The following is a 24912-nucleotide window of genomic DNA, read 5'->3' as shown; positions in this document are numbered from 1 at the left end:
ATGCCGTGGCGCGATTGAACTATGTCGAACTGCCGGTGCGCGATGTCGCGGCGCAGAAGGCCTTTTATGAGCGCGCCTTCGGTTGGAGCTTCACCGATTATGGCCCCGACTATGCCGCGACGACGACCGGCGATGTCGATGTCGGGCTGAGCGGCGACCCGGCGGAGTGGACGGCGCATTTGCTGCCCGTGATCGAGGTCGCTGATCTCGAGGCCACCCAGGCCGCGGTCGAGGCGGCGGGCGGTGCGGTCACGCTGCCGATCTTCGCCTTTCCCGGCGGGCGGCGCTTCCATTTCCGCGATCCGCACGGACATGAACTGGCGGCGATGGTGGCAGGCTGACGCCTAGCCTTCGCCCAGCCGCGGCATGAGCTCGACGAAGTTGCAGGGCTTGTGCCGGATATCGAGCTGGTCGGAGAGGATCCCGTCCCAGCCATCCTTCACCGCACCGGTCGATCCGGGCAGGGCGAAGATATAGGTGCCGCGCGTCACGCAGGCGCAGGCGCGCGACTGGATCGTCGAGGTGCCGATCGTCCGGTAGCTTTGCCAGCGAAACAGTTCGCCAAAGCCCGGGATCATCTTGTCGGCGACGCGCTCGATCGCTTCCGGGGTGACGTCGCGGCCGGTGACCCCGGTGCCGCCGGTAGTCACGATCACCTCGATCGCGGCGTCGTCGATCCAGGCATGCAGCCGCGACACGATCGTCTCGACATCGTCCCGGACGATCGCGCGTTCCGCCAGCGCGTGGCCAGCGCCGAGCAACCGTTCGACGAGGATATCGCCCGACCGATCCTCCGAAGGGCCGCGGGTGTCGGAAATCGTCAGCACCGCGATCCGGACCGGCCGGAACGCGATGGCTTCGTCAATTGGCACGCGTCGTCCGGGCTCGGCCGCGGCTGCCGAGCTTGATCGCCGTGTCGCCCTTCATCCCCGGAAAGCGCGGCCACATCCCTTGCGCCAGCGCCTTGCGGCTGGCCGATTCCTTGGCGTCCTTGGCCTCGTACATCCAATAGTTGCGCAGTACGGTCATCACGTATCCGCGCGTTTCCCAATAGGGAATTGATTCGATGTAGAGCAGCGGGTCGCCGCCATCGCGTGTCGCCACGTTCCACGCCTCGACCGGCGAAGGACCGGCATTATACGCCGCGATCACCTTGGGCAGCAGGCCGCCTGTCGCCGACAGGTCGCGCAATTGCTCAAGATAGCTTTGCCCGACCTCGATATTGGTCGATGGCCGCGACAGATCGGCGCGCGCGATCGTCCGCCCCTTGGCGCGGCCAATATCGACCGCCGCGGCCGGCATGATCTGCATCAAGCCGTAGGCGCCCGCCGGGCTGACGACGTCGGAGTCGAACTTCGACTCCTGGAGCGCGTGGGCATAGACTAGCGCCTTGTCGACTCGCCAGCCGCCGTCGGGCGTCCAGTTGGGTGCGGGATATCGGGTCGCCATCTCGCTGCGGGCGCCGCGCGGGCTGTAGTGCGACAACCACAATTGCGTCTGCGGCAGGTCGAGCCGTCCCGCGAGGCGGGTCAGCGCGGCATATTCGCCGGCGTCGCCGATCCGCGCCTGATGGCGAAGGACGATTGCCGCAAGACTGTCCTCGTCGATCTCCGCCAGCGCAGCGGCGACGCGGACGTTCGGCCGCTTTTCGAGCAGGCGCCAATCGTCGACGACGTCCGATCCGGCGCCTGTGACAGGGGCGGGCTTTAGTCCCAGCGCCTGCCGCGCGAGCATGCCGTAGAACGTCTCGCCATATTGGCTGGCACGCTGCAACCGCGCCTGGACGAGGTCGGGCCGGGCGCAGGCGATGTCCGCGCGCGACGCCCAGTAGAGTGCCGCGGCGCGCAGGTCGATGTCGGCAGCGCGTTCCGAGACGCGCTGGAACGCGATCTGCGCAGCTGCACAGTCCTGCTGGCGCCATGCCGCGAGCCCCTGCACCCAATCGGCCTGCGCGACGAAATCGCCGCTGCCGGTCTGCGCCTTGGCCGCGACACGGCGGGCCGAACTGTCGTCGCCCATCAGATAATAGATCCACGCGACGCGGTGGCGCCACGCGGTCAGCGCTTCGGGGCTCAGCTCGCGCGCGCGGCTTTCGACCAGCGTCTCTGCGGCAGGGCCGTTGTCGTCCTTGATATGCGAAGCCATGTCGCCGGCCAGCCGCGCGGCGGCTGCGTCGGTCCGCGCGGCTTCAACATGAAGGCGGTTCGGGGCGCCATTCTGCCAGATCAGTCGCTGTTGTGCCGGAAGCGGCGGCAGCATTTCGGCGCCGCGCACCTTTGCAAGCCGCGCGATATCGGGCGCCTGCGGCAATTCGGGCGCTTCGGCCAGCAGGGCCTGCAGCGGCTGCAATTCGATCCGCGGCGATCCCTTGGCGGTGTAGAGTTCGGCGCGGGCGATGCTGTGCAGCGGTCCGTGCTGCATCGCGTCGAGCTGGAGCTGCGCGTCGGTCCAGTTGCCCGAACGGATATTGGCGAACACCGAACGATATCCCGCGCGCTGTGCGGCGTCGAGCAGCGCGGGCACGCCATGTGCCGGCGCGGCCGCTGCGCTGGGTTCGCGGCCATCGGCGGCGTGCGCGGGGATCGCGAAGGGCAAAGCCAGAGATGCCGCCGCCAGGATTACGCGGATACTCACGAATTCATTCCCCCGATCAGCAATTGCAGGTCGTGCCAGGCGTCGGCCTTCGCCACCGGTCGCTCGAGCAGGAAGCGCGGATGCCAGCTCGCGACCAACTTTAGTTCTGCGCCGCGATGGTTAATGGCATGTAAAAGCCCGCGGCGGCGAGCGCCGTCCGTCCCGAGCAGCGCACGGCTCGTCGACTGTCCGAACAGCAACACCCGCTTCGGCCGCGCCAGGCCGAGGAAGTGCAACGTGAGCGCCGCCAACGCCTGTTCGTCGTCCGCCGACAGCCGCCCTGCGGTCACCGGTGCCCAGGCAACGCCGGAGATGCACACCGTGCCGCGGTCGAGCCCGATTGCCGCGAGCATGCGATCGAACAGCCGTCCGGCATCACCACCCAGATACGCCTCGCCATCGCCGGGCGAATCGACGACGATATGAATGGCGGCGGCGGGATCGCCCTCCGGAGCGATCGGCGCAGCGCCCCAGCGGCGCTCGATCGCATCGCCGCTCCTGCGCCAGGCAAGAAAGTCTTCCACCGTGCCGGGCAGGGAGGGGGCAACAGGAACCGCCGCTGCGTCCTGGGCCGGCGGCGACGCTACGGCAGGCGCGAGCCAGTCGCGCGGATCGTCGTCGACCAGCGCATCGATCCCGGCGTCGTGCCACCACAACAGCGTCGAGGCGATCTGCGCGCGTCGGTCGATATGCTGATGAACCCCCATGCATCCAGCTTGGGCACCGGGTTGACGGCGCGGTCAATCATCCTGCACGCACGAACCGACGAGGCGTGGCGGCGCTGCGACGGTGCCGGGTAAAGCGACCGGATACGGAGACGGGAATGAGCGAACGCGAATCGATGCCCTATGACGTGGTGATCGTCGGCGCCGGGCCGGCGGGCCTGTCGGCGGCGATTCGGCTGAAGCAACTCGCCGCGGATGCCGGGTCCGACCTGTCGGTATGTATCCTCGAAAAAGGCTCCGAAGTCGGCGCGCACATCCTGTCGGGTGCGGTGATCGATCCCAAGTCGCTCGACGAATTGCTTCCGGATTGGCGCGAGCAGGGCTGTCCGCTCGCACAGACGCCCGTCACCGAAAACCATCACTGGACGCTGAGCAAGACCGGCAAGTCGGCGATTCCCGAATTCGCGCTGCCGCCGTTCATGCACAATGACGGCTGCTATACAGGGTCGCTAGGCAATCTGTGCCGCTGGCTCGCCGAACAGGCTGAGGGACTGGGGGTGGAGATCTTCCCCGGTTTCGCCGCGGCGGAAATCCTGTTCAACGACGACGGATCGGTCAAGGGCGTCGCCACCGGCGACATGGGCGTGGCCAAAGACGGCACGCGCAAGCCCGACTGGCAGCCCGGGCTCGAGCTGCATGCGCGCTACACCTTCCTGGCCGAGGGGGTTCGCGGGCATCTTTCTAAGGAACTGATGCGCATCTTCGACCTGCGCGCCGATTGCGATCCGCAGGTCTACGGCCTTGGCGTCAAGGAACTATGGGACGTGGATCCGGCGCAGCACGTCCCCGGTCGGGTCATCCATACCCAGGGCTGGCCGCTCAGCGAGACCAAGGGATCGAACGGCGGCGGTTTCCTCTATCATCAGGCCAATGGGCAGGTGGCGTTGGGGTTCGTCACCTGGCTCAACTATTCCAATCCCTATGTCTCGCCGTTCCACGAGATGCAGCGCTGGAAGACGCACCCGGCGATCGCCGCGATCCTCAAGGGCGGCAAGCGCGTGTCGTACGGCGCGCGCGCGATCAACGATGGTGGGCTGCAGTCGGTGCCCAAGCTGACCTTTCCCGGTGGCGCGCTGATCGGCTGTTCGGCCGGCTTCCTCAACGTGCCGCGGATCAAGGGCACGCATACCGCGATGAAGTCGGGGATGATGGCCGCCGAGGCGGCGTTCGAGGCAGTCGCGGCCGACCGCCGCGGCGATGAACTCACCGCCTATTCCGCCGCTTACGACAAAAGCTGGGTGCGCGAGGAATTGAGCAAGGTCCGCAACGTCGTGCCGATGGTCAAGAAATATGGCGAGCTGATCGGATCGGGCCTGTCGGGCGCGGCGATGTGGATGGAGCATTGGGGTATCAAGATGCCCTTCACCATGCATCACCATCCCGATCACGAGAGTCTGTGGCGCAAGGATCTGGTCCAGCCGATCGCCTATCCCAAGCCCGACGGCGTGCTGACCTTCGATCGGCTGTCGTCGGTATTCGTGTCGAACACCAATCACGAGGAGGATCAGCCGGTCCACCTGACGCTCAAGGACCCCGACGTGCCGATCGCGCATAATCTGCCGCTCTATGACGAGCCAGCGCAGCGTTACTGTCCGGCCGGCGTCTACGAAGTGGTTGGCGAGGATACCGGCGACCCGCAATTCGTCATCAACGCGCAGAATTGCGTGCACTGCAAGACCTGCGACATCAAGGACCCGACCCAGAACATCAACTGGGTAGTGCCCGAAGGCGGTGGAGGACCGAACTATCCCAATATGTAGGCCCCTGTTGATCGCCGTTGCCGCGGCCGCGTTCGCCGCCCCGGCGCACGCCGACGGCAATCTCTCAGCATATGTGCGCGCGCGCGCCGCCGCCGAGGCGGGCGCGGTCGAGGTCGCGGCGGCAGGCTATGCCACCGCGCTCGCCGCGGACCCGGCCAATCCGCTGATCGCGATCCGGGCGTTTCGCGAAGGGATCGCCGCGGGCGATCTCGCGCTGGCGCGGCGCGCGCTGTCCGTACTCGAGAAATCCGACGTAGCGCCGCCCGACAGCGCGTTGCTGCGCTTTGCCGATGCGCTGGTCGCCCGCGACACGGCCGCTGCGATCGCCGCGACCGATCGGCTGGGCGAAGGCCCGCTGGATTTCATCGGCCCGGTGCTGCGCGCCTGGCTGGCGCTGGGCATGCGCGGGGGCGATCCGTTCGCGGTGCTGGATGCCGCCGAGCCCAATGCGCTGACGCGGCGCTATGCCGCGGAGAACCGCGCGCTGCTGCTGATCGCCACCGGCAACACGCAGCAGGGTGTCGAGGCGCTGCAGGCGTTGCTCGGCAGCGACGAGGCGAGTTTCGACCTGCGCGTCAACGCGGCGCAGCTGCTGGCGGGCAGGCGTGAGAAACGGTTGGCGCAGGCGCTGCTCGGCGGCAGCGATCCGGCAATCGCTGCGCAGCGCAAAGCGCTGGGACGCGGCGTCAGGCCGAGCCCGGCCTTTGGCGCCGCGCGGCTGTTCATGCGGCTGGGCGCCGACCTCAATCGCGAAGAGACGGCGCAGCTGTCGATCCTGCTGGCGCGCGCCGCGCTGTTGCTCGAACCCGGTAGCGATCGCGCGAAGCTGCTGCTCGCCGACGCACTGTCACGCGACGGCGCCGACACGCGCGCCCTGGCGACGCTCGACGCGATCGCACCCGACAGCCCGTTCGCATCGCAGGTACGCGCGCTGCGGGTCACGGTACTGACGCGCGGCGGCGATGCCGCCCAAGCGCTCGCCGCGGCGACGCGAGTGGCGGATTCCCCGACCGCCACAGCCGCGGACGCGCAGAATCTAGGTGATTTACTGGTCGGCGAAGGACGCTACGACGCTGCTGCCGACGCCTATCGACTGGCAGCTGCACGCGGCGGCGAGGACGACTGGATCGTCCAGATCCAGCTCGGCGGCGCGCTCGAACAGGCCGGACGCTGGGACGAGGCACTTCCGCATCTTCGCCGCGCCGTCGAACTGGCGCCCGAACAGCCGGTCGCGCTCAACTATCTGGGCTATGCGCAGGCCGAGCGCGGCGAGCAGTTGTCGCAGGCCGTGGCGATGCTCGAAAAGGCAAGCGCGCTGGTGCCCGGCGATCCCTCCATCGCCGACTCGCTCGGCTGGGCCTATTATCGCAGCGGCGACGCCGCGCGCGCGGTGCCGCTGATCGAGCGGGCGGCGCGCGACGATCCCGGCAGCACGACGATCAACGAGCATCTCGGCGACGTCTATTGGCGCATCGGCCGCCGCTACGAGGCACGCTATGCATGGCGCGCCGCCGCGGTCTACGCCGAGGGCGAAGCCGCAGACCGCATCGCCGACAAGATTGCCGGCGGGCTGGTGGCGGCGTCCGCACAGCGATGATTGAGCGCATCGCGCGTGCCAAGCTGAACCTGGCGCTGCATGTCCGGGCGCGACGCAGCGACGGCTATCATGCGATCGAGACGCTGTTCGCGTTCGTCGAGCATGGCGACGTGCTGCGCGTCGCGCCCGGGGCGGGACGCTTCGCCGTGACCGGTGCTTTTGCTGCCGGACTGGATGCCGAGCCGGACAATCTGGTACTGCGCGCTGAACGGGCGTTTCGCGACCGGATCGCGCCGTTGCCGCCGCTCGACATCACGCTCGACAAGCGCTTGCCGGTCGCTTCCGGGATCGGCGGCGGGTCGGCGGATGCAGCGGCGATGCTGGCGATCTGCGCCGATCTGGCCGGGATCGAAGGCGATGATCCGCGACTGTTCGCACTTGCTGACGCGCTCGGTTCGGACGTTCCTGCCTGCCTGTTCGGTAGAAACGCACTCGGCACCGGCCGCGGCGAACGGCTGACCGAGATCGCGGCCGCTTCCGGAACGCCGGTGTTGCTGGTCAATCCCGGCGTGCCGGTGGCGACGGCGGAAGTGTTCGCGCGTTGGGACGGGACCGATCGCGGACCGATCGCGCCGGGTGACTTGATCGAGGCGGCCGCGGCCTCGCGCAATGATCTCGAGGCGCCCGCGCGCGCGATCGCCCCCGCCATAGGCGAGGTGCTGGTCTGGCTCGCCTCGCAGCCCGGCGTGCGGCTTGCTCGCATGTCCGGATCCGGCGCGACGTGCTTTGCGCTGTTCGACGACTCGGCGGCATGTTCGAAAGCGGCAGGCATTGTTGGGGCGACGCAACCCGGGTGGTGGTGTGCCGAAACGGCACTGACGTGACAGGTTTGCGCGCCATTGCGGGACTCGCTGCGCCGGACTCGTGGGGCAATGCACGCTATTGCGGGAATGGCCCGATGCTTGCTGCGTCCGGCTCAGCGGATCGCACGCCGGGAGCGCAACGTCCGCCGATGGTCCCGGGAAACCGGCACCGTGCGAACGATACGGGGCGGCGGGCGATGCGCGCGCCGCCCCAATCGTTCCAATGATCGAGCTTCCCGAGATCCTTGAGGGCGAAGACTCTTCGGTCCTGCTAATCGCCGATCACGCCTCGAACCGGGTCCCGCCCGATATCGATCTCGAAATCCCCTGCGACTTGCTTGCGAAGCACATCGCCTGGGATATCGGCACCGAGCGGCTGACGCGGCTGCTGGCGAAGCGACTCGCCGCGCCAGCGGTGATCGCGGTGGTGTCGCGGCTGGTGATCGACCTGCACCGCGACCCCGCGCATGTCGGACTGGTCCCGGTCGCCAGCGACGGTTATCCCATTCCCGGCAATGTGGCGTCCGACATCCCGCCGCGCATCGCCCGTTTCCATGTCCCGCACCATGCCGCGATCGACGCAATGCGGCAGCGAAACCGTCCGGTGCTGATCGCGGCGCTCCACAGTTTCACGCCGTCGCTGGAATCGAAGCCGAGCCTGCGTCCGTGGGAGGTGGGGTTGCTGTACAATCGTGACGATCGCGCCGCGCGGATCGCGATCGAATGGCTCACCGAGCGAGGCCATGTCGTCGGTGACAATCAACCCTATTCGGGGCGTCTGCTCAACGCGACGCAGGACCGGCATGCCGAAGCGCACGACATCCCGTATCTGACGATCGAGGTCCGCAACGATCTCATCGCGAACGACGACGGCGTGGTGTGGTGGGCGGGGATTCTGGCCGACATGATCGACCATGTCCGCAACAGGGTTGCGCCGATGGCGCCGCCCGCGACATAGGCGTTCGTCATGACCAGCAGATTCGACAAGAACCGCCTGCCGAGCCGTCACGTCTCGGTCGGCCCCGAACGCGCCCCGCATCGCAGCTATTACTATGCGATGGGCATATCCGAGGAGGATATCGCCAAGCCGTTCGTCGGGATCGCCAGCGCGGGCAACGACAGCGCGCCGTGCAACACCACGCTCAACGCACAGGCCGATGCGGCGCGAGGCGGGGTGATCGCAGGGGGCGGCATGCCCCGCCGCTTCAACACCATCACCGTCACCGACGGCATCGCGATGGGGCACCAGGGGATGAAATCGTCACTGGTCAGCCGCGAGGTCATCGCAGATTCGGTCGAATTGAGCGTGCGCGGGCATTGCTACGATGCGCTGATCGGCTTTGCGGGATGCGACAAGTCGCTGCCGGGGATGATGATGGCGATGCTGCGGCTCAACGTGCCGTCGATCTTCGTCTATGGCGGCTCGATCCTGCCCGGGCGGTTCGAGGATCGCGACGTCACCGTCGTCGACGTGTTCGAGGCAGTCGGTCGCTATGCCGCGGGCACCTGCCCGCTGTCGGCGCTGACCGCGCTGGAAAAGGTCGCCTGTCCCGGACACGGCGCGTGCGGGGGGCAGTTCACCGCCAACACCATGGCGTGTGTCGGCGAAGCGATCGGGCTGTCGCTGCCCAATTCGAACATGGTGCCCGCACCCTATCGCAGCCGTGAGGAGATCGCGGTCGCGGCGGGCGAGGCGGTGATGCATCTGGTCGAGCGCAATATCCGCCCGCGCGACATCTGCACCCGCGCCGCCTTCGTCAACGCAGCGCGCGTAGTGGCGGCGACCGGCGGGTCGACCAACGGCGCGCTGCATCTGCCGGCGATGGCGCATGAGGCAGGCATCGAGTTCGACCTGTTCGATGTGGCCGAGGCATTCAAATCAACGCCCTACATCGCCGACCTGAAGCCGGGCGGGAAGTATGTCGCAAAGGATATGCACGAAGCCGGCGGCGTCTACATGCTGATGAAGACGATGCTGGGCGCGGGGCTGCTCGACGGCGAATGCATGACCGTGACCGGGCGGACGCTGGGCGAGAATATCGACCAGGTCATGTGGAACCCCGACCAGAAGGTGATCCACGATGTGCGCACGCCGCTCTCGCCGACCGGCGGCGTGGTCGGGCTACGCGGAAGCCTTGCGCCCGACGGCGCGATCGTCAAGGTCGCCGGGCTGGCGCGGCTGAAGTTCAGCGGGCCGGCACGCGTGTTCGACTGCGAAGAGGATGCCTTTGCCGCGGTCGAGGCGCGCGACATCGCCGAAGGATCGGTGGTCGTGATCCGCTACGAAGGGCCCAAAGGCGGGCCTGGGATGCGCGAGATGCTGTCGACCACTGCCGCGCTTTATGGCCTGGGACTGGGCGAAAGCGTCGCGCTGATCACCGACGGACGCTTCTCGGGCGGCACGCGCGGCTTCTGCATCGGCCATGTCGGTCCCGAGGCTGCGGAAGGCGGGCCGATCGCGCTGGTCGAGGACGGCGACATCATCGCCATCGACGCCGAAGCGGGGACGATCGACCTCGACGTTCCCGGCGAAATGCTCGCCGCGCGGCGCGCGAACTGGCGTCCCCGAACCACCGACTATCAATCAGGGGCATTGTGGCGCTATGCGGCGACGGTCGGGCCTGCCTATAAGGGTGCGGTCACGCATCCGGGGGGGAGCGCCGAAACCCATGTCTACGCGGATATCTAGCGTCGCTGCACTGTTGCTGTTGCTCGGCGCGTGCGGCAGCGACAGCGACAATGTCGTCATCCCGGAGGGCGAGCCCGCCGCAGCGGCGGATGCCAGCGGGGCCGAGGAAGGGCGCATCCTGTGCGCGCCGATCGGCTCGCGCGAATTCGAGCGGGTCTGCTCGGTCGATCGCGTGGCCGGCACCGAAGGCGCGGTGCTGACCGTGCGCCAGCCCGATGGCGGGTTCCACCGCCTGCTGGTGACCAGCGACGGGCGCGGCATCGTCGCTGCGGACGGGGCCGAACCGGCCAAGGTGACGGTGCTCGACGCGGGCGAGATCGAGGTCGCGATCGGCGGCGCTCGCTATCGTCTGCCCGCCACGGGTGCGCCGCTCGCCGGATCGTGAGGCGACTGCCGCCCGGAGCGCCGATTCTGACCGCCGCAGCGATGCGCGATCTGGAGGATAGCGCCTTTGAAGCAGGAACTTCGCAACAAGCGTTGATGGAGCGTGCGAGCACAGCAGTCGCGCATCAGACGGCGCGCTTCGCGCTCGGCAGGCCGATCCTGGTGCTGGCCGGACCGGGAAATAATGGCGGCGACGCCTATGGTGCGGCGGCGCTGCTGCGCGATTGGGGGCATGAAGTGACGGTCGCCGCGCTCGGCACACCCAAATCGGGAGCTGCTGCGGCAATGGCGCAGCGCTGGGGCGGAGCTACCGTAGCGCTTTCACAGGCCGCCTCACGTCCGGTGGTGGTCGATGGGCTGTTCGGCATCGGGCTCGACCGCGATCTCGATGCCGATACGGCTACCGCGCTTTGCTGGTTGGTTGCGGCCGCCGACGTCGCGCTGGCGATCGATCTCCCGTCGGGGCTCGACACCGACAGCGGCGCGCTACGGGGCGCGGCGGACGGCTACACGCTGACGCTCGCGCTCGGCGCGCTCAAGCCGGCGCATGTCCTGCATCCGGCCAGCACACGCTGCGGCACGGTGCTGCTCGATACGCTTGGCCTGGAGGCGCAAGGCGACTGGCGCAGCGTCGCCCGGCCGTCTCTGGCCGCCCCAGCCAGCGATGCGCACAAATACAGCCGCGGCATGGTTGCGGTGATCGCGGGCGAAATGCCCGGCGCGGCACGGCTTGCGGCGTCGGGCGCGCTCCACGGCGGCGCGGGCTATGTCGTATTGTGCGGCGCGAGCGGTGGTGCCGATGCGATCGTCCACCGCGCGCATGGCGATCTCGATGCATTGCTCGAGGACCAGCGAGTAGGAGCGATCGTCATCGGCCCGGGACTTGGCCGCGACGACGCGGCGCGCGCCCGGCTCGACCGGGTCCTCGCCAGCGACCGCGCGCTGGTGATTGACGGCGACGCGCTCAGCCTGCTCGGCCGCGATCTGCCTTCGGCCGTGGCCGCGCGCCGTGCTGCCAGCGTGCTGACCCCGCATGCCGCCGAGTTCGACCGCTGCTTCGGCGCGAGCGCCGCGAGCAAGATCGAGCGGACGCTTTCCGCTGCCCGACAATCGCGTGCAACGATCGTCCACAAGGGCGCCGGCACTGTCATCGCCACTCCCGACGGGAAGATCCTTGTGGCCGCCGATCTGACGTCATGGCTGTCGACGGCGGGCACGGGGGACGTGCTCGCCGGGCTGATCGCCGCGCGAATCGCTACTGGCGGGTCGGCTGACGAGGCGGTCTGGCTGCATGGCCGTGCTGCATCTCTCGCCGGCCCCGCCTTCGCCGCCGACACGCTGGCCGACCACCTGAGCGAGGCGATCGCATCATGTCGGTGAGCGAAATCATCCGCGTCGCCGCGCGCGGAGAGGGGGTGACCGCCGATGGTCGCCACATCCCCTTCGCCGCGCCGGGCGATCAGGTCGGCGAGGATGGGGCCATTACAGCGGGTCCGCACCGCGCCGTGCCGCCGTGCCGCCATTTTCCGGAATGCGGAGGGTGCCAGCTCCAGCATCTCGACGACGCCGCCTATGCCGATTTCGTCCGCGACCGGGTGGTCGGCGCACTAGCCGCGCAGGGGTTGGCGAGCGACGTCCGCCCGGCGATCGTCTCGCCGCCGCGCACCCGCCGGCGAGCGACGCTGCACGGAGAGCGCGCGGGCAAGCAGGTCCTGCTCGGGTTCGCGCAGGCCGCAAGCCACCGCGTGATCGACCTTGCCGAATGCCACATCCTCGCGCCCGAATTGTTCGCGCTGGTCGCGCCGCTGCGCGCGCTGCTCGCCGCGACGCTGCCCACCGGGCGCCGCGCCGACGTCCATGTCGCGCTGTGCGATCAGGGTGTCGATGTCGTGATCAAGGGGTTGAGTGCCGACACGCTCGCCAGCGCGGAGGCGTTGACGGGATTCGCGCGGCGACAGGGCCTCGCGCGGCTGTCGCTTGACGACGGGCTTGGTGCCGAGCCGCGCTGGGAGCCCGATGAGGTCACGGTGACGCTGGGCGGGGTCGCGGTACCGCTGCCACCTGGCGCCTTTCTTCAGGCGACACCCGAAGGCGAGGCGGTGCTGGTCGCCGCAGTACAGGCGATCGTCGGCACGCCGCGGACTGTCGCCGACCTGTTCACCGGGCTCGGGACGTTCGGGCTGGCATTGGGACCCCAGACACGCGTCTATGCCGCGGAAGCAGGGCGGGAGGCAATCCTTGCGCTCAAGGGTGCCGCTGCGCGTGCGGGCAGGGCGCTGTTCGCCGACCATCGCGACCTGTTCCGTCGCCCGCTCTCTGCCGAGGAAGCTGGCCGGTTCGATGCGATCATCCTCGATCCGCCGCGCGCCGGGGCCCGCGATCAGGCGGCCGAACTGGCCAAGGCGACCACGCCGCGGATCGCCTATGTCTCGTGCAATCCCAGCAGCTTCGCGCGCGACGTAAAGACGATGTGCGAGGGCGGATACGTGCTCGATTGGGTCCAGCCGGTCGGGCAGTTTCGCTGGTCGACGCATGTCGAGCTGGTCGGGTGCCTCAGCCGCTGGACGGATAGTCCGCGCGCAGGAAATACAATCCATCGGGCGGCGCATTGAGCCCAAGCGCCGCGCGGTCCCGCGCCTCGAGCGCCGCAGTCATGTCGTCGGGCGACCATTTGCCCTGGCCGACCAGCGCCAGGCACCCGACCATCGAGCGCACCTGATGATGCAGGAACGATCGCGCCGACGCGAACACGGCGATGACATCGCCGTCGCGTTCGACATCGAGCCGGTCGAGCGTGCGCAGCGGGCTGTCCGCCTGGCAATGCGCCGACCGGAACGTGGTGAAATCGTGCCGCCCGATCAGCCGGGATGCGCCGGCGGTCATGGCGTCCGCATCGAGCGGTGTCGGCACGCGCCACGCCAGTCCGCGGTCGAGGGTCAGCGGCGCGCGGCGCACTTCGATGCGATATTCGTAATGCCGCGCGGTGCACGAAAAACGCGCATGCCAGTCGTTCGGAACGACCGCGCAATCGAGGATCGCCACCGGATCGGGCCGCACCCGGGCGTTGATCGCCTCCATCAACCGGAACGGGGTGATCGGCCTAGCTACGTCGCAATGCGCGCGCATGCCCAGCGCGTGGACCCCGGCATCGGTGCGCCCCGCCGCATGCACCACGATCTCCTCGCCGGTGATCTGCTTGAGCGCCCGCTCGATCGCCGCCTGCACGCTGGGGCCATGTGCTTGCCGCTGCCAGCCCATGAAAGGGCGTCCGTCATATTCGATTGTCAGCGCGAACCGGGTCACGCGAGCAGCGTTCCCGGCGGGATCGGGAAGCCGCGCAGCAGCTCTGCGGGAGTCATGACGCCGCGTCCGGCGCGCTGCACGAGCGTGGGGATCAGCGCTCCTTCGCCGGTGACGATAGCGAACCCGCCGGGATGTGCAGCGACGATACCAGCCGCTCCTTCACTACCCGGCGCCACCGACGCTTCCAGCACCCGCACGCGCTCTCCATCAATCTCGAAGAACGCTCCGGGGGCCGGGTTGTACGCGCGCACCTGCCGCTCGGCCTCGACAGCGCTTCGCGAAAAGTCGAGCCTGGCCTCGGCCTTGTCGATCTTGGGGGCATGAGTGACGCCATCCGCCGGCTGCGCGACTGGCGGATAGGCGTCCGGATCGGCGAGCACCTCGACCATCAGCCGCGCGCCGAGTGCCGCCAGTTCATCGGTCAACGCTCCGGCGGTCTTGCCGCCGATCGCCGTGCGCCCTTCCAGCCGCACCGGCCCGGTATCGAGCCCCGCCTCCATCTGCATGATGCAGACGCCGGTTTCGGCATCCCCCGCCAGGATCGCGCGCTGGATCGGCGCCGCCCCGCGCCAGCGCGGCAGCAGCGAGGCGTGGACGTTGAGGCACCCCAGCCGGGGCGCGTCGAGCACGGCTTGCGGCAGGATCAGCCCGTATGCCGCGACCACGGCGACATCCGCGTCCCAGCTGGCAAATTCCGCCTGCGCTTGCGGGTCGCGCAGCGTCACCGGGGTCCGCACCGCGATGCCCAGCGCGTCCGCCCGCGCTTGCACTGGCGAGGGGGTCAGCGCCTTGCCGCGCCCGGCCCGCCGCGGCGGCTGGCTGTACGCGGCGGCGACATCATGCCCCGCCGCGACCAGGGCATCGAGCACCGGCACCGCAAAGCCCGGCGTTCCCATGAAGACGATCCGCATGCCGCTTCTCAACAAGCTGGCGCCGCCCCGCGCAACCCCCTATCTCGGGCGGCGATGGCTTCGCACGAGATCGAGACGCTGACCCAGGCGCTGTCGCGGCTTCCGGGTCTTGGCCCACGCTCGGCGCGGCGCGCGGTGCTCCATCTGCTGAAAAAGCGCGAGACCGCCTTCGATCCGCTGCTCGCCGCGCTGGCCAGCGTGCGCGAGCGGCTCGCGACCTGCGGGATCTGCGGCAACGTCGATACCAGCGATCCGTGTGCGATCTGCGCCGATCCGCGCCGCGACGCGCGCGCCCTGTGCGTGGTCGAGGAAGTATCGGACCTGTGGGCGCTCGATCGCGCGCGGCTGTTTCCTGGCCGCTTCCATGTGCTGGGCGGGCGGCTGTCCGCGCTCGAGGGCATCCGGCCCGAAGACCTTGCGATCGACAGCCTCATCCGCCGCATTGCCGCGGGCGGCATCGACGAGGTCGTTCTGGCGATGAACGCCACGCTCGAAGGGCAGACCACCGCGCATTTCATCGCCGAGCGCATCGAAGGCTATCCGGTTCGCGTCACCCAGCTCGCGCACGGCCTGCCGGTCGGCGGCGAACTCGACTATCTCGACGAGGGTACGCTGGCGCAGGCGCTGCGTGCGCGGCGTCCCGTCGCTTGACCGGATCGCGCGCCGTCCATATTTTCGGCCCATGGCCATCCTTCCGATCATCGAGATCCCCGACCCGCGACTGCGGCTGATTTCCGAGCCCGTCGAGCGCATCGACGATACCGTCAAGACGCTCGTCGCCGACATGTTCGAGACGATGTATGATGCCCCCGGCATCGGCCTTGCGGCGATCCAGGTCGCCGAGCCCAGGCGCATCCTGGTCATCGACCTGCAGGAGGAGGAAGACGCAGAGGGCAAGCCGATCCGCGACCCGCGCGTGTTCATCAACCCGGAAATCCTCAGCGTGTCGGACGAGACGCGCGTCTACAACGAAGGCTGCTTGTCGATCCCCGAGCAATATGCCGAAATCGAGCGTCCGGCGACATGCCGCGCGCGCTGGCTCGATCTTGACGGCACGGCGCATGAAACGGAGTTCGACGGGCTGCTCGCGACCTGCCTGCAGCATGAGATGGACCATCTCAACGGCATCGTCTTCACCGACCATCTGTCGCGGTTGAAGCGGGACATGGTGCTCAAGAAGCTGGCCAAGATGCGCAAGACGGCGGCCTGAGGTGGTCCTCGGGCGCCGATCGCGCCGGCGGGGTTGAGCCGCGAGCGCCGCTCGGCTAGGTTCGTGGTTCGTTCCCCTGCCGAAAGCATCGCCTGATGGATCCCGCGCTCGTCATCGTCCTAGTCCTCGTCGGCGTGGCGGCAGGCGTGCTGCTTGGCTGGTTTCTCGGCCAGCGGGGCGTCGCAGATGTCCGCGCCGAGCGCGACAGGCGCGAGGAGGATTTCAAGGCGGCGATCAGCGATCTTGCCGTCGCCAGCGACCGAGCGGCGCGTGTCACCGCGCTGATCGACGAGAACGAAGCCCTGCGTGTCGAGCGCGACACCGCGCGGATCGATCTTGCCACGCTGAAAGCCGACGCGCGCGCGTTCGAAGCGCGGCTGGAGGAGTTCAAGGCCGCCAAGGATGCGATGGCGGCGCAGTTCGCCGATGTCGCCAACCGCCTGCTCGGCGATGCGCAGAAGAATTTCCTCGCGCGCGCCGACGAGCGCTTTCACCAGGCGGGCGAGAATAATGAGATCAAGATCAAGGCGTTGCTGGCGCCGGTTGAACAGACGTTGAAACGCTACGAGACGACGGTGGCGACGGTCGAAAAGGAGCGCACCGAAGCGTACGGCACGCTCAAGGGCCTGATGGACGCGATGCGGATCGGCCAGGAGTCGGTGAAGAGCGAAGCCGCCAAGCTGGTCAACGCGCTGCGCGCCGCGCCCAAGGCGCGCGGGCGCTGGGGTGAGCAGCAGCTGCGCAACGTCCTCGAAACCTGTGGGCTGACCGAGCACACGGATTTCGCGATGGAAGTGTCGGTCGATACCGAAGGCGGGCGGCTGCGCCCCGATGCGACGATCCGCGTACCGGGCAATTCGCTGCTCGTGATCGATGCAAAGGTGTCGCTCAATGCCTATCAGGACGCCTATGCTGCGGTGGACGAAGGGGAGCGGGCAGGGCACCTGAACGCGCATGTCGCGTCGATGAAGGCGCACGTCAACGCGCTCGGCAGCAAGGCGTATCAGGGCCAGTTCGACAACACCCCCGAATTCGTCATCATGTTCGTCCCGGGCGAGCATTTCGTCTCCGCCGCGCTCGAGCACGCGCCCGACCTTTGGGATTACGCGTTCGAGCGCCGCGTGCTGATCGCCACTCCGACGAACCTGATCGCGATCGCGCGGACCGTTTCGGCGGTATGGCGGCAGGAAAAACTGGCGGGCGAGGCCCGGCAGATCGCCGATCTCGGCCGCGAACTTCATGCCCGCATCGCGACGATGGGCAGCCATATCGCGCGGTTGGGCAAGAATCTGGAAACCGCCAATAGCGCGTACAACGCCTTTGTCGGGAGCATCGAGAGCCAGGTAATGACTTCCGCCAAGCGCTTCGAAACGCTCAACGTCGATACCGGCAGCAAGACGCTCGATCCGCTGCCGATGGTCGAGAGCACCCCGCGGCCATTGTCGAAACTGGCAGTGGCAGCGGAACTACCGGAAGCCGCGGAGTAAGGGCGGTCTTCGGGGGCAGGGCCTTAATGCCCTCCGCAACCGTTGTAGGTGCGCCCATCGACGGTGACCGCGACCGTGTCGGGATATACGCGATCGCTCATCCCGTCGCCGCATGCACCGTGCGTGATATCCACCGTCATCCGCTGGGTCGTATAGCGGTGGCCATTGAAACTGGTGCGCGGTTCGGGGCGCGGCAGGGTAAGCGTCGCGAGCCCGACGCCTTCGAACCGCATCGTCGATCCCTCGATCGCAAGCGACCAGAACGGATCGGTGCCGATCGCGCGGTACGACGCGGCAGGTGGACCTTGCCCCGGCGGAGGCGTCTGGCAGCCGGCAAGCCCGAATGCGGCAATCGACAGGAGCACGATGCGCATCGGCCCTTCCAATCAGCCATGCCGCCGCTGGTTGCGGACTTCATACGCCATCACCGCGGTCGCGACGGCGGCGTTGAGGCTGTCGGCCTTGCCCAGCATCGGCATCTTCACGCGCAGATCGCACTCATCCGCATAAGCATCTGGCAAACCCTGCGCTTCGTTGCCGGTGAGCAGGAAGGTCGGTGCCTCGTATCGCGGGGTCTGATAGTCGAGATCGGTGTCGAGGCTGAGCGCCACGAGCTGTCCCGGACCCGATCGCAACCAGGGGAGGAACTCCTCCCACGGCGCCTGCGCGATCGGCACGGTGAACAGCGCGCCCATGCTCGCGCGCACCGCCTCGACCGAAAACGGGTCGACGCATTCGTCGATCAGGATCAGCCCGCCCGCGCCGACCGCGTCGGCGGTGCGCAGGATCGTGCCGAGATTTCCGGGATCGCGCAGCCGTTCGGCGACCAGCCACAGGTCGGCGGCACTGCGGTCCAGCTTCGCCAGCCCGGTCGCGAACTCGGCGAAGATGCCGACCACTGCGCCAGGATTGTCCTTGCCCGACAGCTTGGACAGGATGTCGGCATTGGTCTCGATCACTTCACCGCCCGCTGCTTCGGTAGCTTGCGCAAGCGCGACGACCAGCGGGTGCTGCGCGCTGTCGGCGGCATGGAACAGCGTTTCGGGCAGAAACCCCGCCTCGCGCGCTTCGGTCAGGATGCGCAGCCCCTCCGCCAGGAACGCAGATTCTGCACGGCGGTGGCGCTTGTCGCGCAGGCTGCGGGCGCGCTTGATCAGCGGGTTGGAAAAAGCGGTGATGACACGCGGCACCGGGTCAATCCTCGCCGAAGCGTGCCTCGACCAGATCGGCGAGCGCGGCCACCGCCGCTTCGGCGCCGTCGCCTTCGGCACGGATGGTGACGTCGTCGCCCATCGCCGCGCCCAGCATCATCAATCCCATGATCGACGTGCCGGTCACGCTCGCTCCGTCCTTCTCGACGGTCACGCTGGTCGGCTGTGCGGCGGCGAGCGTGACGAACTTGGCGCTGGCGCGCGCGTGGAGGCCGCGCTTGTTGACGATGCGGACCGTCCGCGCGGCAGCCGTCACGCGGCGGCCTCGCCCAGCACCTCGGATGCGACGGTGATATACTTCCTGCCGGCGTCGCGCGCCGCCGCGACCGCCTCGCGAACCTTCATCGCCTTGCGCGCGCCGCCCAGCCGGATCAGCATCGGCAGGTTGATGCCCGCGATAACCTCGACCTTGCCCGGCTGCATCAGCGAGATGGCGAGGTTGGACGGAGTCCCTCCGAACAGGTCGGTGAGCAGGATCACCCCTGCGCCCTGATCGACATCGCCGATCGCGCTGGCGATGTCGGCACGGCGTCCTTCCATGTCGTCATCGGGGCCGATCGCGACGGTGGCGATATGCTCCTGACGACCCACGACATGTTCCATCGCGACAACGAATTCCTCGGCGAGCCGCCCATGGGTGACGAGTACGAGGCCGATCATCAGTCCATCATCCATCGAAAGGGCATGCAGGCAAGGCTCATCGCACGGGTTGCGTCCCTTCGAGCGCATCCTGTGGTGCGGTCCCGAGGTCGCGATGCGTCACCGTGGGCGAAAATCCTGCCTCGCGCAACCTTGACGCCATGCGTTCGGCGACGTGCACCGAGCGGTGTCTCCCGCCGGTACAGCCAAAGGCGATGGTGACATAGGCCTTGCCTTCGGCCCGATAGCGCGGGAGCAGCAGCACCAGCAGTCGTTCGATTGCCGCCATCGCCTCGGCATAGGCGGGATCGTCTGCGATATAGGCGGCGACATCGTCGTCTCGGCCGGTTCCCGGGCGCAGCTGCGTCACCCAGTGCGGATTGCGCAGGAAGCGCATGTCGAGCACGAGGTCGGCATTGCGCGGAACGCCGCGCGAATAGCCGAAGGACAGCACCGACAGCGTCGGCTCGGTATCGTTATCACGACCGAAATCGTCGCGGATCTGCTGCGCCAGCGCGCTGGCGTGCAGGTCGGTCGTATCGATCAACCGATTGGCCCAGCGCCGCAGCGGACCCAGCAATTCGCGCTCGCGGGCAATGCCGTCGGGGGCCGGCCGGTCCAGCGCCAGCGGATGCCGCCGCCGGGTTTCGGAATAGCGTCGCTCGAGTTCGGTGCCGCCGCAATCTAGGAACAGGACGCCGAGTTCGCGGCCATGGTCCTCGCGCAGCTGCTTGATGCGCTTGACGATGCGCTCCGCGTCGAATCCGCGCGTCCTGGCATCGATGCCCAGCGCGAGCGGCCGCGTATCGGCCGAATCGGCGCCCTCGGGCAGCGCCGTCGCGAGCAACCGGTCGAGCAGCAGCAGCGGCAGATTGTCGACCACTTCCCAGCCCAGGTCCTCCAGCGTACGCAGCACCGTCGATTTGCCGGCGCCCGACATCCCGGTGACGAGCAGGATCGGCTTCTGCGCGATCGTCATCCTGCCGCCAGCGCGCGCTTGAGCGCGATCTCGACCTTGATCGGCGCCGACGGTTCGAGCGCGGCGAGCGTCACCACCGGCAGCGGGACCCCGGCGATCAAGCGGCTCGAGACCGGCTCGGGCATGCGCTCGGGTGTATCGACGATGGTGACGATCAACGCGACCGTCACCTGCTGTGCATGCTCCATCGATACGATTCCGACACCGCGGACCTCGATCTGTCCGGCGATCGTCGCGGGCGCGGAAGCGACGATGCCGCCGTCCTTGCGCTGGCACAGCGTATAGTCGTCGCTGACCAGAAGGCCGCCGCGGTCGATCAGACGCAGCGCCAGGTCGGACTTGCCGCTGCCCGATCGTCCCTCGATCAGCACGGCAACGCCGTCCACGGCCACGCTCGAGGCGTGCACGGTTTCGGACGAGACCTGGCTCATGACGGTTCAGTCCCTTGCTGGCTGCCCCGGATCAGCCCCCGGATACCGGCAGTTCGACGACGAAATGCGCGCCGGTCCTGCCGTCGCGACGCGATTCGGCACGGATAGCGCCTTGATGCCCCTCGACGACGGTGCGTGCAATGGCAAGGCCTAGCCCCGAATGCTTGCCGAACTGTTCGCCGTGCGGGCGAATCGAATGGAACCGGCGGAAAATCGCCTCACGGGCATCGTCGGCGACGCCGGGGCCTTCATCCTCGAAATGCATCGCGATGCTGTCGCCGCGGCGCTCGAAGGCGATGGTCACGAGGCCTCCATCGGGGGAGAAGGAGATCGCGTTGTCGAGCAGGTTCTCGATCACGCGTTCGAGCCGGGCGTCCTCGCCCAGGATGACACAGCTGCCTTCGCCCGGCAGCGGATCGACCACTATCCGGATGCCGCGCGCCATGCCGCGCTGCTCGCGCGCCGATACGAGCGCGGCGACCATCGCGTACAGGTCGACGGGTTCGAACTTGGCGCGGCTCAATTGCGCGTCGAGCCGCGACGCATCCGAGATGTCGGTGATGAGGCGATCGAGCCGGTGGATATCGTCGTGCACCACCGCCAGCAGCCGCTCCTGCAGCGCCGGATCCCTGACGTTGGACAGCGTATCGACGGCAGAGCGCAGTGACGCCAGCGGATTCTTGAGTTCGTGCGTGACATCGGCGGCGAAGGCCTCAGTCGCATCGATGCGCGCACGCAGCGCCTGGCTCATGTCGGACAGCGCGCGCGCGAGCATGCCGATTTCGTCGCGGCGCGAGGGCAGGCGCGGCACCACCACTTCGCGGTCGCGTCCGCGGCGCACGCGAACGGCGGCGCGTGCCAGCGTGCGCAGCGGCTGAACGATCGTGCGCGCCAAAAACAGCGATAGCAGGACCGATACCAGCGATACCACCGCCAATACGATGCTCAGGCGATAGCGCTCGACGCGGACATATTGCGTGATGTCGCGGGCGTTGATCGTGGTCAGCACCACCCCCTCGGCGCCGAGCGGGCTGGCGGCGGTGATCACCGGCGTCCGGTCGGGTGCGCGCCACACGGTCGCGGGGGAGGTATGCGTGTCGCGCGCGGTGGCGACGTCGGGCCAGTCGAAGCCCTTGTCGGCGGCGCGCTCGCGATAGAGCGGCGCGCGGTCGGCACCGACGACGGTGTCGATTGCGGCGTCGAGGAAGCGGGCGGCGTCCTGTCCCCACGGATCGCGATCGGGATCACGCAGCCGGAAATTGGCGACGCCGAGCGCGCGGGTGTCGATCCTCAGCACGCCGTCGGGGCCATAGACGCGGATCCAGCGGCCGGTGGTGTCGGCCAGCCGGGCGAGCAGCGCGTCGCGGCCGTCGCGCGGCATCGCCAGTAACGCCTGCCCGATGACGCGCGCTTCGCGGCTCGCCTGGATCAGCCGTCCGTCGATGATGCGGGTGCGATAGAAATCGAGGTAGAAGAAGCCGCCCGCCAGCAGCGCAAGCGCGAAGATGTTGACGAACAGGATGCGCGGCGTGAGCGAGATGCGCCCGGTCCAGCGCAGCGGCAGCTCGCCGTCGTCAGTCGTCCGCGAAGCGATAGCCCGCACCATAAAGCGTCTCGATCGCGTCGAATTCGGGATCGGCCTGTTTGAACTTGCGGCGGACGCGCTTGATGTGGCTGTCGATGGTGCGATCATCGACATAGATGTCGTCGTGATACGCCGCGTCCATCAGCTGGTTGCGCGTCTTGACGATGCCGGGCCGCTGCGCGAGCGTCTCGAGGATCAGAAACTCGGTGACGGTCAGCGTGACCGGCGCGCCGGCCCAGGTCACCCGGTGCCGCTGTGGGTCCATCGTCAGCCGCCCGCGCTCGATCGGCAGCGCGACCGGCTCGTTGGGCTGCCCGGCGAGCGCAGGAGAGGCGTGTTCGGTACGGCGCAGGATCGCGCGGATACGGGCGATCAGCAGCCGCTGCGAGAACGGCTTGGCGATATAGTCGTCGGCGCCCATCGCCAGGCCGAGCGCCTCGTCGAGCTCGTCATCCTTGCTGGTCAGGAAGATCACCGGAATCGCGGCCTTCTCGCGCAGGCGGCGCAGCAGTTCGAGCCCGTCCATCTGCGGCATCTTGATGTCGAGCACGGCGAGGTCGGGCGGATTGTCGATCAGCGACTTGAGCGCGGTTTCGCCGTCCGAATAGACGCGCGTCGTGAACCCTTCCGCCTGCAGCGCGATCGAAACCGAGGTCAGGATATTGCGGTCGTCATCGACCAGCGCGATCGTCGCGGACATGGGCTCTCCCGCCAGTGGTGGACCCGCAACTAGCCGAGTTCGGCGGCGTGCTCAATTGCATCCATGTCATTGACCCGGACGGGCAGGGCGCATAAGCGCGCTTGCAACGAATACGTATGCAGGCGCCGACAGAGCGCCGCACGGGGAGACAGGATGTGACGATGCGCGAACCTGCGCATACCCTTGCCATGCAGGGGATCGATACTGCCGCCCGGGTTCACTGGAACCTTTCGACCGCGCCGCTGGTCGAGGCGGCGGTAGCGCGGGGCGAGGGGCGCCTGTCCCGGCACGGCGCGCTCGTCGTCGAAACCGCGCCGCATACCGGCAGGTCGGCGCGCGACAAGTTCACGGTCCGCGATGCCGACACCGAACAGGCGATCTGGTGGGGCAAGTCCAATCAGCCGCTCGATCCCGCCGCCTTTGCCCGGCTGAAGGCCGATTTCCTGACCGCGATCGCCGGCATCGAGACGCTGTTCGTGCAGGATCTTCATGGCGGATCGCAGGCCGAGCATCGCGTCAATGTCCGCGTCGTCACCGAACTGGCGTGGCACAGCCTCTTCATCCGAACGATGCTGGTCCGGCCCGAGATCGAGGCGCTGGCGCGGTTCGTGCCCGACTATACGATCATCGACTTGCCCAGCTTTCGCGCCGATCCGGCCCGCCACGGCTGCCGCAGCGAAACCGTAATCGCGGTCGGCATCACCGAGAAACTGATTCTGATCGGCGGCACCGCCTATGCCGGCGAAATGAAGAAATCGGTGTTCGGGCTGCTCAACTATCTGCTGCCCGAGCGCGGTGTCATGCCGATGCATTGTTCGGCGAATGTGGGGGCCAGGGGGGACACGGCGATCTTCTTCGGGCTGTCGGGCACCGGCAAGACCACGCTGAGCGCCGATCCCGCCCGCACGCTGATTGGCGACGATGAGCATGGCTGGTCTGACGACTCCGTGTTCAATTTTGAGGGCGGCTGCTACGCCAAGATGATCCGCCTGTCGCCAAGCGCCGAGCCCGAGATTTTCGCGACCACGCGGCGGTTCGGCACGGTGCTCGAAAATGTGGTGATGGACCCGGTCACGCACGAGATCGATTTCGACGACGCGACGCTCGCGGAAAATTCGCGCGGTGCCTATCCGATCGACTTCATCGCCAACGCCAGCGCCGACAATATGGGACCGGCGCCGCGGACCATCGTCATGCTGACCGCCGATGCGTTCGGAGTGCTGCCGCCGATCGCGCGGCTGACACCCGATCAGGCGATGTATCATTTCCTGTCGGGTTATACCGCCAAGGTCGCCGGCACCGAGATCGGCGTCACCGAGCCGGAAGCGACCTTTTCCACCTGCTTCGGCGCGCCGTTCATGCCTCGGCATCCCAGCGTCTATGGCAAACTGCTGAAGGACCGGATCGCGCGCGGCAACGTCCAGTGCTGGCTGGTCAATACCGGCTGGACCGGCGGAAGATATGGCGTTGGCCAGCGCATGCCGATCGCGGTGACTCGTGCGTTGCTCAGCGCGGCGCTGGACGGCGATCTCGACGATGCCGGGTTCCGTACCGATCCGCATTTCGGTTTTGCCGTTCCGATGACAGCGCCAGGCGTCGATCCGGCGATCCTCGATCCGCGTGCGACCTGGGAGGATGGCGCGGAATATGATGCCGCCGCGGCGAAGCTGGTCGATCTGTTCGTGGAGAATTTTGCCGGGTTTGAGGCCTATGTCGAAGAAAGCGTGGTGCGCGCCGGACCACGAATAGTGGAACCAGTCTGAGTTAGCATTGCGCTCAGAAGGAAAGCCGTGCTCCGGCGAAGGCCGGAGCGCTGCCGGTCGTGCGCAATCGATTGCCAAGGCTCCGGCCTGCGCCGGAGCAC

At 68.0% G+C, this 24912-nt stretch carries 26 protein-coding genes; 13 read left to right on the top strand and 13 right to left on the bottom strand.

Annotated features, from left to right (window positions below; genetic code table 11):
• Positions 1-5: 5 nt before the first annotated feature.
• Positions 6-341 (top strand): VOC family protein, encoded by a 336-nt coding sequence (locus tag FHY50_RS05635; protein WP_140047538.1) that lies wholly within the window; start codon positions 6-8, stop codon positions 339-341.
• A 3-nt stretch (positions 342-344) separates the two neighbouring features.
• On the opposite strand, the gene moaB is transcribed toward FHY50_RS05635, so the two are convergent.
• The 3 genes from moaB to FHY50_RS05620 are packed head-to-tail and all read right to left on the bottom strand — an operon-like array spanning position 345 to position 3341.
• A complete protein-coding gene (gene moaB / locus FHY50_RS05630) occupies positions 345-872 on the bottom strand; it encodes a molybdenum cofactor biosynthesis protein B (RefSeq protein WP_140047537.1) in 528 nt (175 codons plus the stop codon).
• A complete protein-coding gene (locus FHY50_RS05625; RefSeq protein ID WP_140047536.1) occupies positions 862-2634 on the bottom strand; it encodes a lytic transglycosylase domain-containing protein in 1773 nt (590 codons plus the stop codon). The genes moaB and FHY50_RS05625 overlap by 11 nt, the downstream gene beginning before the upstream one ends.
• Positions 2631-3341, bottom strand: coding sequence for a uracil-DNA glycosylase family protein (locus tag FHY50_RS05620; protein ID WP_140047535.1), 711 nt, complete (start codon positions 3339-3341; stop codon positions 2631-2633). Before FHY50_RS05620 ends, FHY50_RS05625 begins: the two co-directional genes overlap by 4 nt.
• A gap of 116 nt (positions 3342-3457) precedes the next feature.
• On the opposite strand from FHY50_RS05620, the gene FHY50_RS05615 reads away from it, so the two are divergent.
• From FHY50_RS05615 to FHY50_RS05580, 8 genes are all read left to right on the top strand, one after another.
• Positions 3458-5119: an electron transfer flavoprotein-ubiquinone oxidoreductase gene (locus FHY50_RS05615; RefSeq protein ID WP_140047534.1), complete on the top strand. Its 1662-nt coding sequence runs from the start codon at positions 3458-3460 to the stop codon at positions 5117-5119.
• Between the two features lie 7 nt (positions 5120-5126).
• Positions 5127-6716, top strand: coding sequence for a tetratricopeptide repeat protein (locus tag FHY50_RS05610; RefSeq protein WP_140047533.1), 1590 nt, complete (start codon positions 5127-5129; stop codon positions 6714-6716).
• Positions 6713-7540 carry a 4-(cytidine 5'-diphospho)-2-C-methyl-D-erythritol kinase gene (locus tag FHY50_RS05605; RefSeq protein ID WP_140047532.1) on the top strand — a complete coding sequence of 276 codons (828 nt, stop codon included), beginning with the start codon at positions 6713-6715 and terminating at the stop codon, positions 7538-7540. Before FHY50_RS05610 ends, FHY50_RS05605 begins: the two co-directional genes overlap by 4 nt.
• 202 nt (positions 7541-7742) lie before the next feature.
• Positions 7743-8477, top strand: coding sequence for an N-formylglutamate amidohydrolase (locus FHY50_RS05600; protein WP_140047531.1), 735 nt, complete (start codon positions 7743-7745; stop codon positions 8475-8477).
• A 9-nt stretch (positions 8478-8486) separates the two neighbouring features.
• Positions 8487-10208 (top strand): dihydroxy-acid dehydratase, encoded by a 1722-nt coding sequence (ilvD, locus tag FHY50_RS05595; RefSeq protein ID WP_140047530.1) that lies wholly within the window; start codon positions 8487-8489, stop codon positions 10206-10208.
• Positions 10189-10593: a hypothetical protein gene (locus tag FHY50_RS05590; protein ID WP_208402895.1), complete on the top strand. Its 405-nt coding sequence runs from the start codon at positions 10189-10191 to the stop codon at positions 10591-10593. Before ilvD ends, FHY50_RS05590 begins: the two co-directional genes overlap by 20 nt.
• Entirely contained in the window at positions 10590-11972 is a 1383-nt protein-coding gene (locus FHY50_RS05585) for an NAD(P)H-hydrate epimerase (RefSeq protein WP_337250266.1), read from the top strand. The genes FHY50_RS05590 and FHY50_RS05585 overlap by 4 nt, the downstream gene beginning before the upstream one ends.
• Complete coding sequence (locus FHY50_RS05580; protein WP_140047529.1) at positions 11963-13204, top strand: class I SAM-dependent RNA methyltransferase; 1242 nt, start codon at positions 11963-11965, stop codon at positions 13202-13204. The genes FHY50_RS05585 and FHY50_RS05580 overlap by 10 nt, the downstream gene beginning before the upstream one ends.
• Here FHY50_RS05580 and truA read toward each other — a convergent pair.
• Both truA and fmt read right to left on the bottom strand, forming a co-directional pair.
• A complete protein-coding gene (truA, locus tag FHY50_RS05575) occupies positions 13146-13895 on the bottom strand; it encodes a tRNA pseudouridine(38-40) synthase TruA (protein WP_140047528.1) in 750 nt (249 codons plus the stop codon). The two genes, FHY50_RS05580 and truA, sit on opposite strands and share 59 nt — an antisense overlap.
• Positions 13892-14806 carry a methionyl-tRNA formyltransferase gene (gene fmt, locus FHY50_RS05570; RefSeq protein WP_140047527.1) on the bottom strand — a complete coding sequence of 305 codons (915 nt, stop codon included), beginning with the start codon at positions 14804-14806 and terminating at the stop codon, positions 13892-13894. The genes truA and fmt overlap by 4 nt, the downstream gene beginning before the upstream one ends.
• 54 nt (positions 14807-14860) lie before the next feature.
• Between fmt and recR the strand changes: the two genes are divergently transcribed.
• From recR to FHY50_RS05555, 3 genes are all read left to right on the top strand, one after another.
• The gene (gene recR / locus FHY50_RS05565; protein WP_140047526.1) at positions 14861-15457 is read left to right on the top strand and encodes a recombination mediator RecR; all 597 of its coding nucleotides are present in this window, start codon (positions 14861-14863) and stop codon (positions 15455-15457) included.
• 31 nt (positions 15458-15488) lie between these two features.
• Entirely contained in the window at positions 15489-16016 is a 528-nt protein-coding gene (gene def, locus FHY50_RS05560) for a peptide deformylase (protein WP_140047525.1), read from the top strand.
• Positions 16017-16111: 95 nt separating this feature from the next.
• Positions 16112-17503: a DNA recombination protein RmuC gene (locus FHY50_RS05555; RefSeq protein WP_140047524.1), complete on the top strand. Its 1392-nt coding sequence runs from the start codon at positions 16112-16114 to the stop codon at positions 17501-17503.
• A gap of 23 nt (positions 17504-17526) precedes the next feature.
• Here the strand turns inward: FHY50_RS05555 and FHY50_RS05550 are convergent, their stop codons facing one another.
• Genes FHY50_RS05550 through FHY50_RS05515 form a run of 8 tightly spaced genes read right to left on the bottom strand, consistent with a single transcriptional unit; the run spans position 17527 to position 23048 of the window.
• A complete protein-coding gene (locus tag FHY50_RS05550) occupies positions 17527-17877 on the bottom strand; it encodes a COG3650 family protein (protein WP_140047523.1) in 351 nt (116 codons plus the stop codon).
• A 12-nt stretch (positions 17878-17889) separates the two neighbouring features.
• Positions 17890-18693 (bottom strand): TrmH family RNA methyltransferase, encoded by an 804-nt coding sequence (locus tag FHY50_RS05545; RefSeq protein ID WP_140047522.1) that lies wholly within the window; start codon positions 18691-18693, stop codon positions 17890-17892.
• A 4-nt stretch (positions 18694-18697) separates the two neighbouring features.
• A complete protein-coding gene (locus tag FHY50_RS05540) occupies positions 18698-18970 on the bottom strand; it encodes an HPr family phosphocarrier protein (protein ID WP_140047521.1) in 273 nt (90 codons plus the stop codon).
• Positions 18967-19374, bottom strand: a complete 408-nt coding sequence (locus FHY50_RS05535; RefSeq protein ID WP_140047520.1) for a PTS sugar transporter subunit IIA — start codon at positions 19372-19374, stop codon at positions 18967-18969. The genes FHY50_RS05540 and FHY50_RS05535 overlap by 4 nt, the downstream gene beginning before the upstream one ends.
• Positions 19375-19411: 37 nt before the next feature.
• Positions 19412-20332 (bottom strand): RNase adapter RapZ, encoded by a 921-nt coding sequence (gene rapZ, locus FHY50_RS05530; protein ID WP_140047519.1) that lies wholly within the window; start codon positions 20330-20332, stop codon positions 19412-19414.
• On the bottom strand, positions 20329-20763 hold the full coding sequence (locus tag FHY50_RS05525; RefSeq protein WP_140047518.1) for an HPr kinase/phosphorylase: 435 nt from the start codon (positions 20761-20763) through the stop codon (positions 20329-20331). The genes rapZ and FHY50_RS05525 overlap by 4 nt, the downstream gene beginning before the upstream one ends.
• A 31-nt stretch (positions 20764-20794) precedes the next feature.
• A complete protein-coding gene (locus tag FHY50_RS05520; protein WP_140047517.1) occupies positions 20795-22369 on the bottom strand; it encodes a sensor histidine kinase in 1575 nt (524 codons plus the stop codon).
• Positions 22338-23048: a response regulator transcription factor gene (locus tag FHY50_RS05515; RefSeq protein ID WP_140047516.1), complete on the bottom strand. Its 711-nt coding sequence runs from the start codon at positions 23046-23048 to the stop codon at positions 22338-22340. Before FHY50_RS05515 ends, FHY50_RS05520 begins: the two co-directional genes overlap by 32 nt.
• A 161-nt stretch (positions 23049-23209) precedes the next feature.
• Here FHY50_RS05515 and FHY50_RS05510 point away from each other — a divergent pair, with 161 nt between their 5' ends.
• Entirely contained in the window at positions 23210-24811 is a 1602-nt protein-coding gene (locus FHY50_RS05510) for a phosphoenolpyruvate carboxykinase (protein WP_140047515.1), read from the top strand.
• The last annotated feature ends 101 nt before the right edge of the window (positions 24812-24912 follow it).

The sequence above is a fragment of the Sphingomonas japonica genome, from assembly GCF_006346325.1.
Lineage (GTDB): Bacteria > Pseudomonadota > Alphaproteobacteria > Sphingomonadales > Sphingomonadaceae > Sphingomonas > Sphingomonas japonica.
The sequence above is the reverse complement of the archived record's forward strand: the minus strand, read 5'-3'. Positions and strand labels throughout refer to the sequence as shown.

Coding starts and splice junctions, on each gene's coding strand:
- FHY50_RS05620 (WP_140047535.1), bottom strand. CDS start 3,341: ATGGGGGTTCATCAGCATATCGACCGACGCGCGCAGATCGCCTCGACG.
- FHY50_RS05615 (WP_140047534.1), top strand. CDS start 3,458: ATGAGCGAACGCGAATCGATGCCCTATGACGTGGTGATCGTCGGCGCC.
- FHY50_RS05605 (WP_140047532.1), top strand. CDS start 6,713: ATGATTGAGCGCATCGCGCGTGCCAAGCTGAACCTGGCGCTGCATGTC.
- FHY50_RS05600 (WP_140047531.1), top strand. CDS start 7,743: ATGATCGAGCTTCCCGAGATCCTTGAGGGCGAAGACTCTTCGGTCCTG.
- ilvD (WP_140047530.1), top strand. CDS start 8,487: ATGACCAGCAGATTCGACAAGAACCGCCTGCCGAGCCGTCACGTCTCG.
- FHY50_RS05590 (WP_208402895.1), top strand. CDS start 10,189: ATGTCTACGCGGATATCTAGCGTCGCTGCACTGTTGCTGTTGCTCGGC.
- FHY50_RS05580 (WP_140047529.1), top strand. CDS start 11,963: ATGTCGGTGAGCGAAATCATCCGCGTCGCCGCGCGCGGAGAGGGGGTG.
- fmt (WP_140047527.1), bottom strand. CDS start 14,806: ATGCGGATCGTCTTCATGGGAACGCCGGGCTTTGCGGTGCCGGTGCTC.
- recR (WP_140047526.1), top strand. CDS start 14,861: ATGGCTTCGCACGAGATCGAGACGCTGACCCAGGCGCTGTCGCGGCTT.
- def (WP_140047525.1), top strand. CDS start 15,489: ATGGCCATCCTTCCGATCATCGAGATCCCCGACCCGCGACTGCGGCTG.
- FHY50_RS05555 (WP_140047524.1), top strand. CDS start 16,112: ATGGATCCCGCGCTCGTCATCGTCCTAGTCCTCGTCGGCGTGGCGGCA.
- FHY50_RS05550 (WP_140047523.1), bottom strand. CDS start 17,877: ATGCGCATCGTGCTCCTGTCGATTGCCGCATTCGGGCTTGCCGGCTGC.
- FHY50_RS05535 (WP_140047520.1), bottom strand. CDS start 19,374: ATGATCGGCCTCGTACTCGTCACCCATGGGCGGCTCGCCGAGGAATTC.
- rapZ (WP_140047519.1), bottom strand. CDS start 20,332: ATGACGATCGCGCAGAAGCCGATCCTGCTCGTCACCGGGATGTCGGGC.
- FHY50_RS05525 (WP_140047518.1), bottom strand. CDS start 20,763: ATGAGCCAGGTCTCGTCCGAAACCGTGCACGCCTCGAGCGTGGCCGTG.
- FHY50_RS05520 (WP_140047517.1), bottom strand. CDS start 22,369: ATGGTGCGGGCTATCGCTTCGCGGACGACTGACGACGGCGAGCTGCCG.
- FHY50_RS05515 (WP_140047516.1), bottom strand. CDS start 23,048: ATGTCCGCGACGATCGCGCTGGTCGATGACGACCGCAATATCCTGACC.
- FHY50_RS05510 (WP_140047515.1), top strand. CDS start 23,210: ATGCGCGAACCTGCGCATACCCTTGCCATGCAGGGGATCGATACTGCC.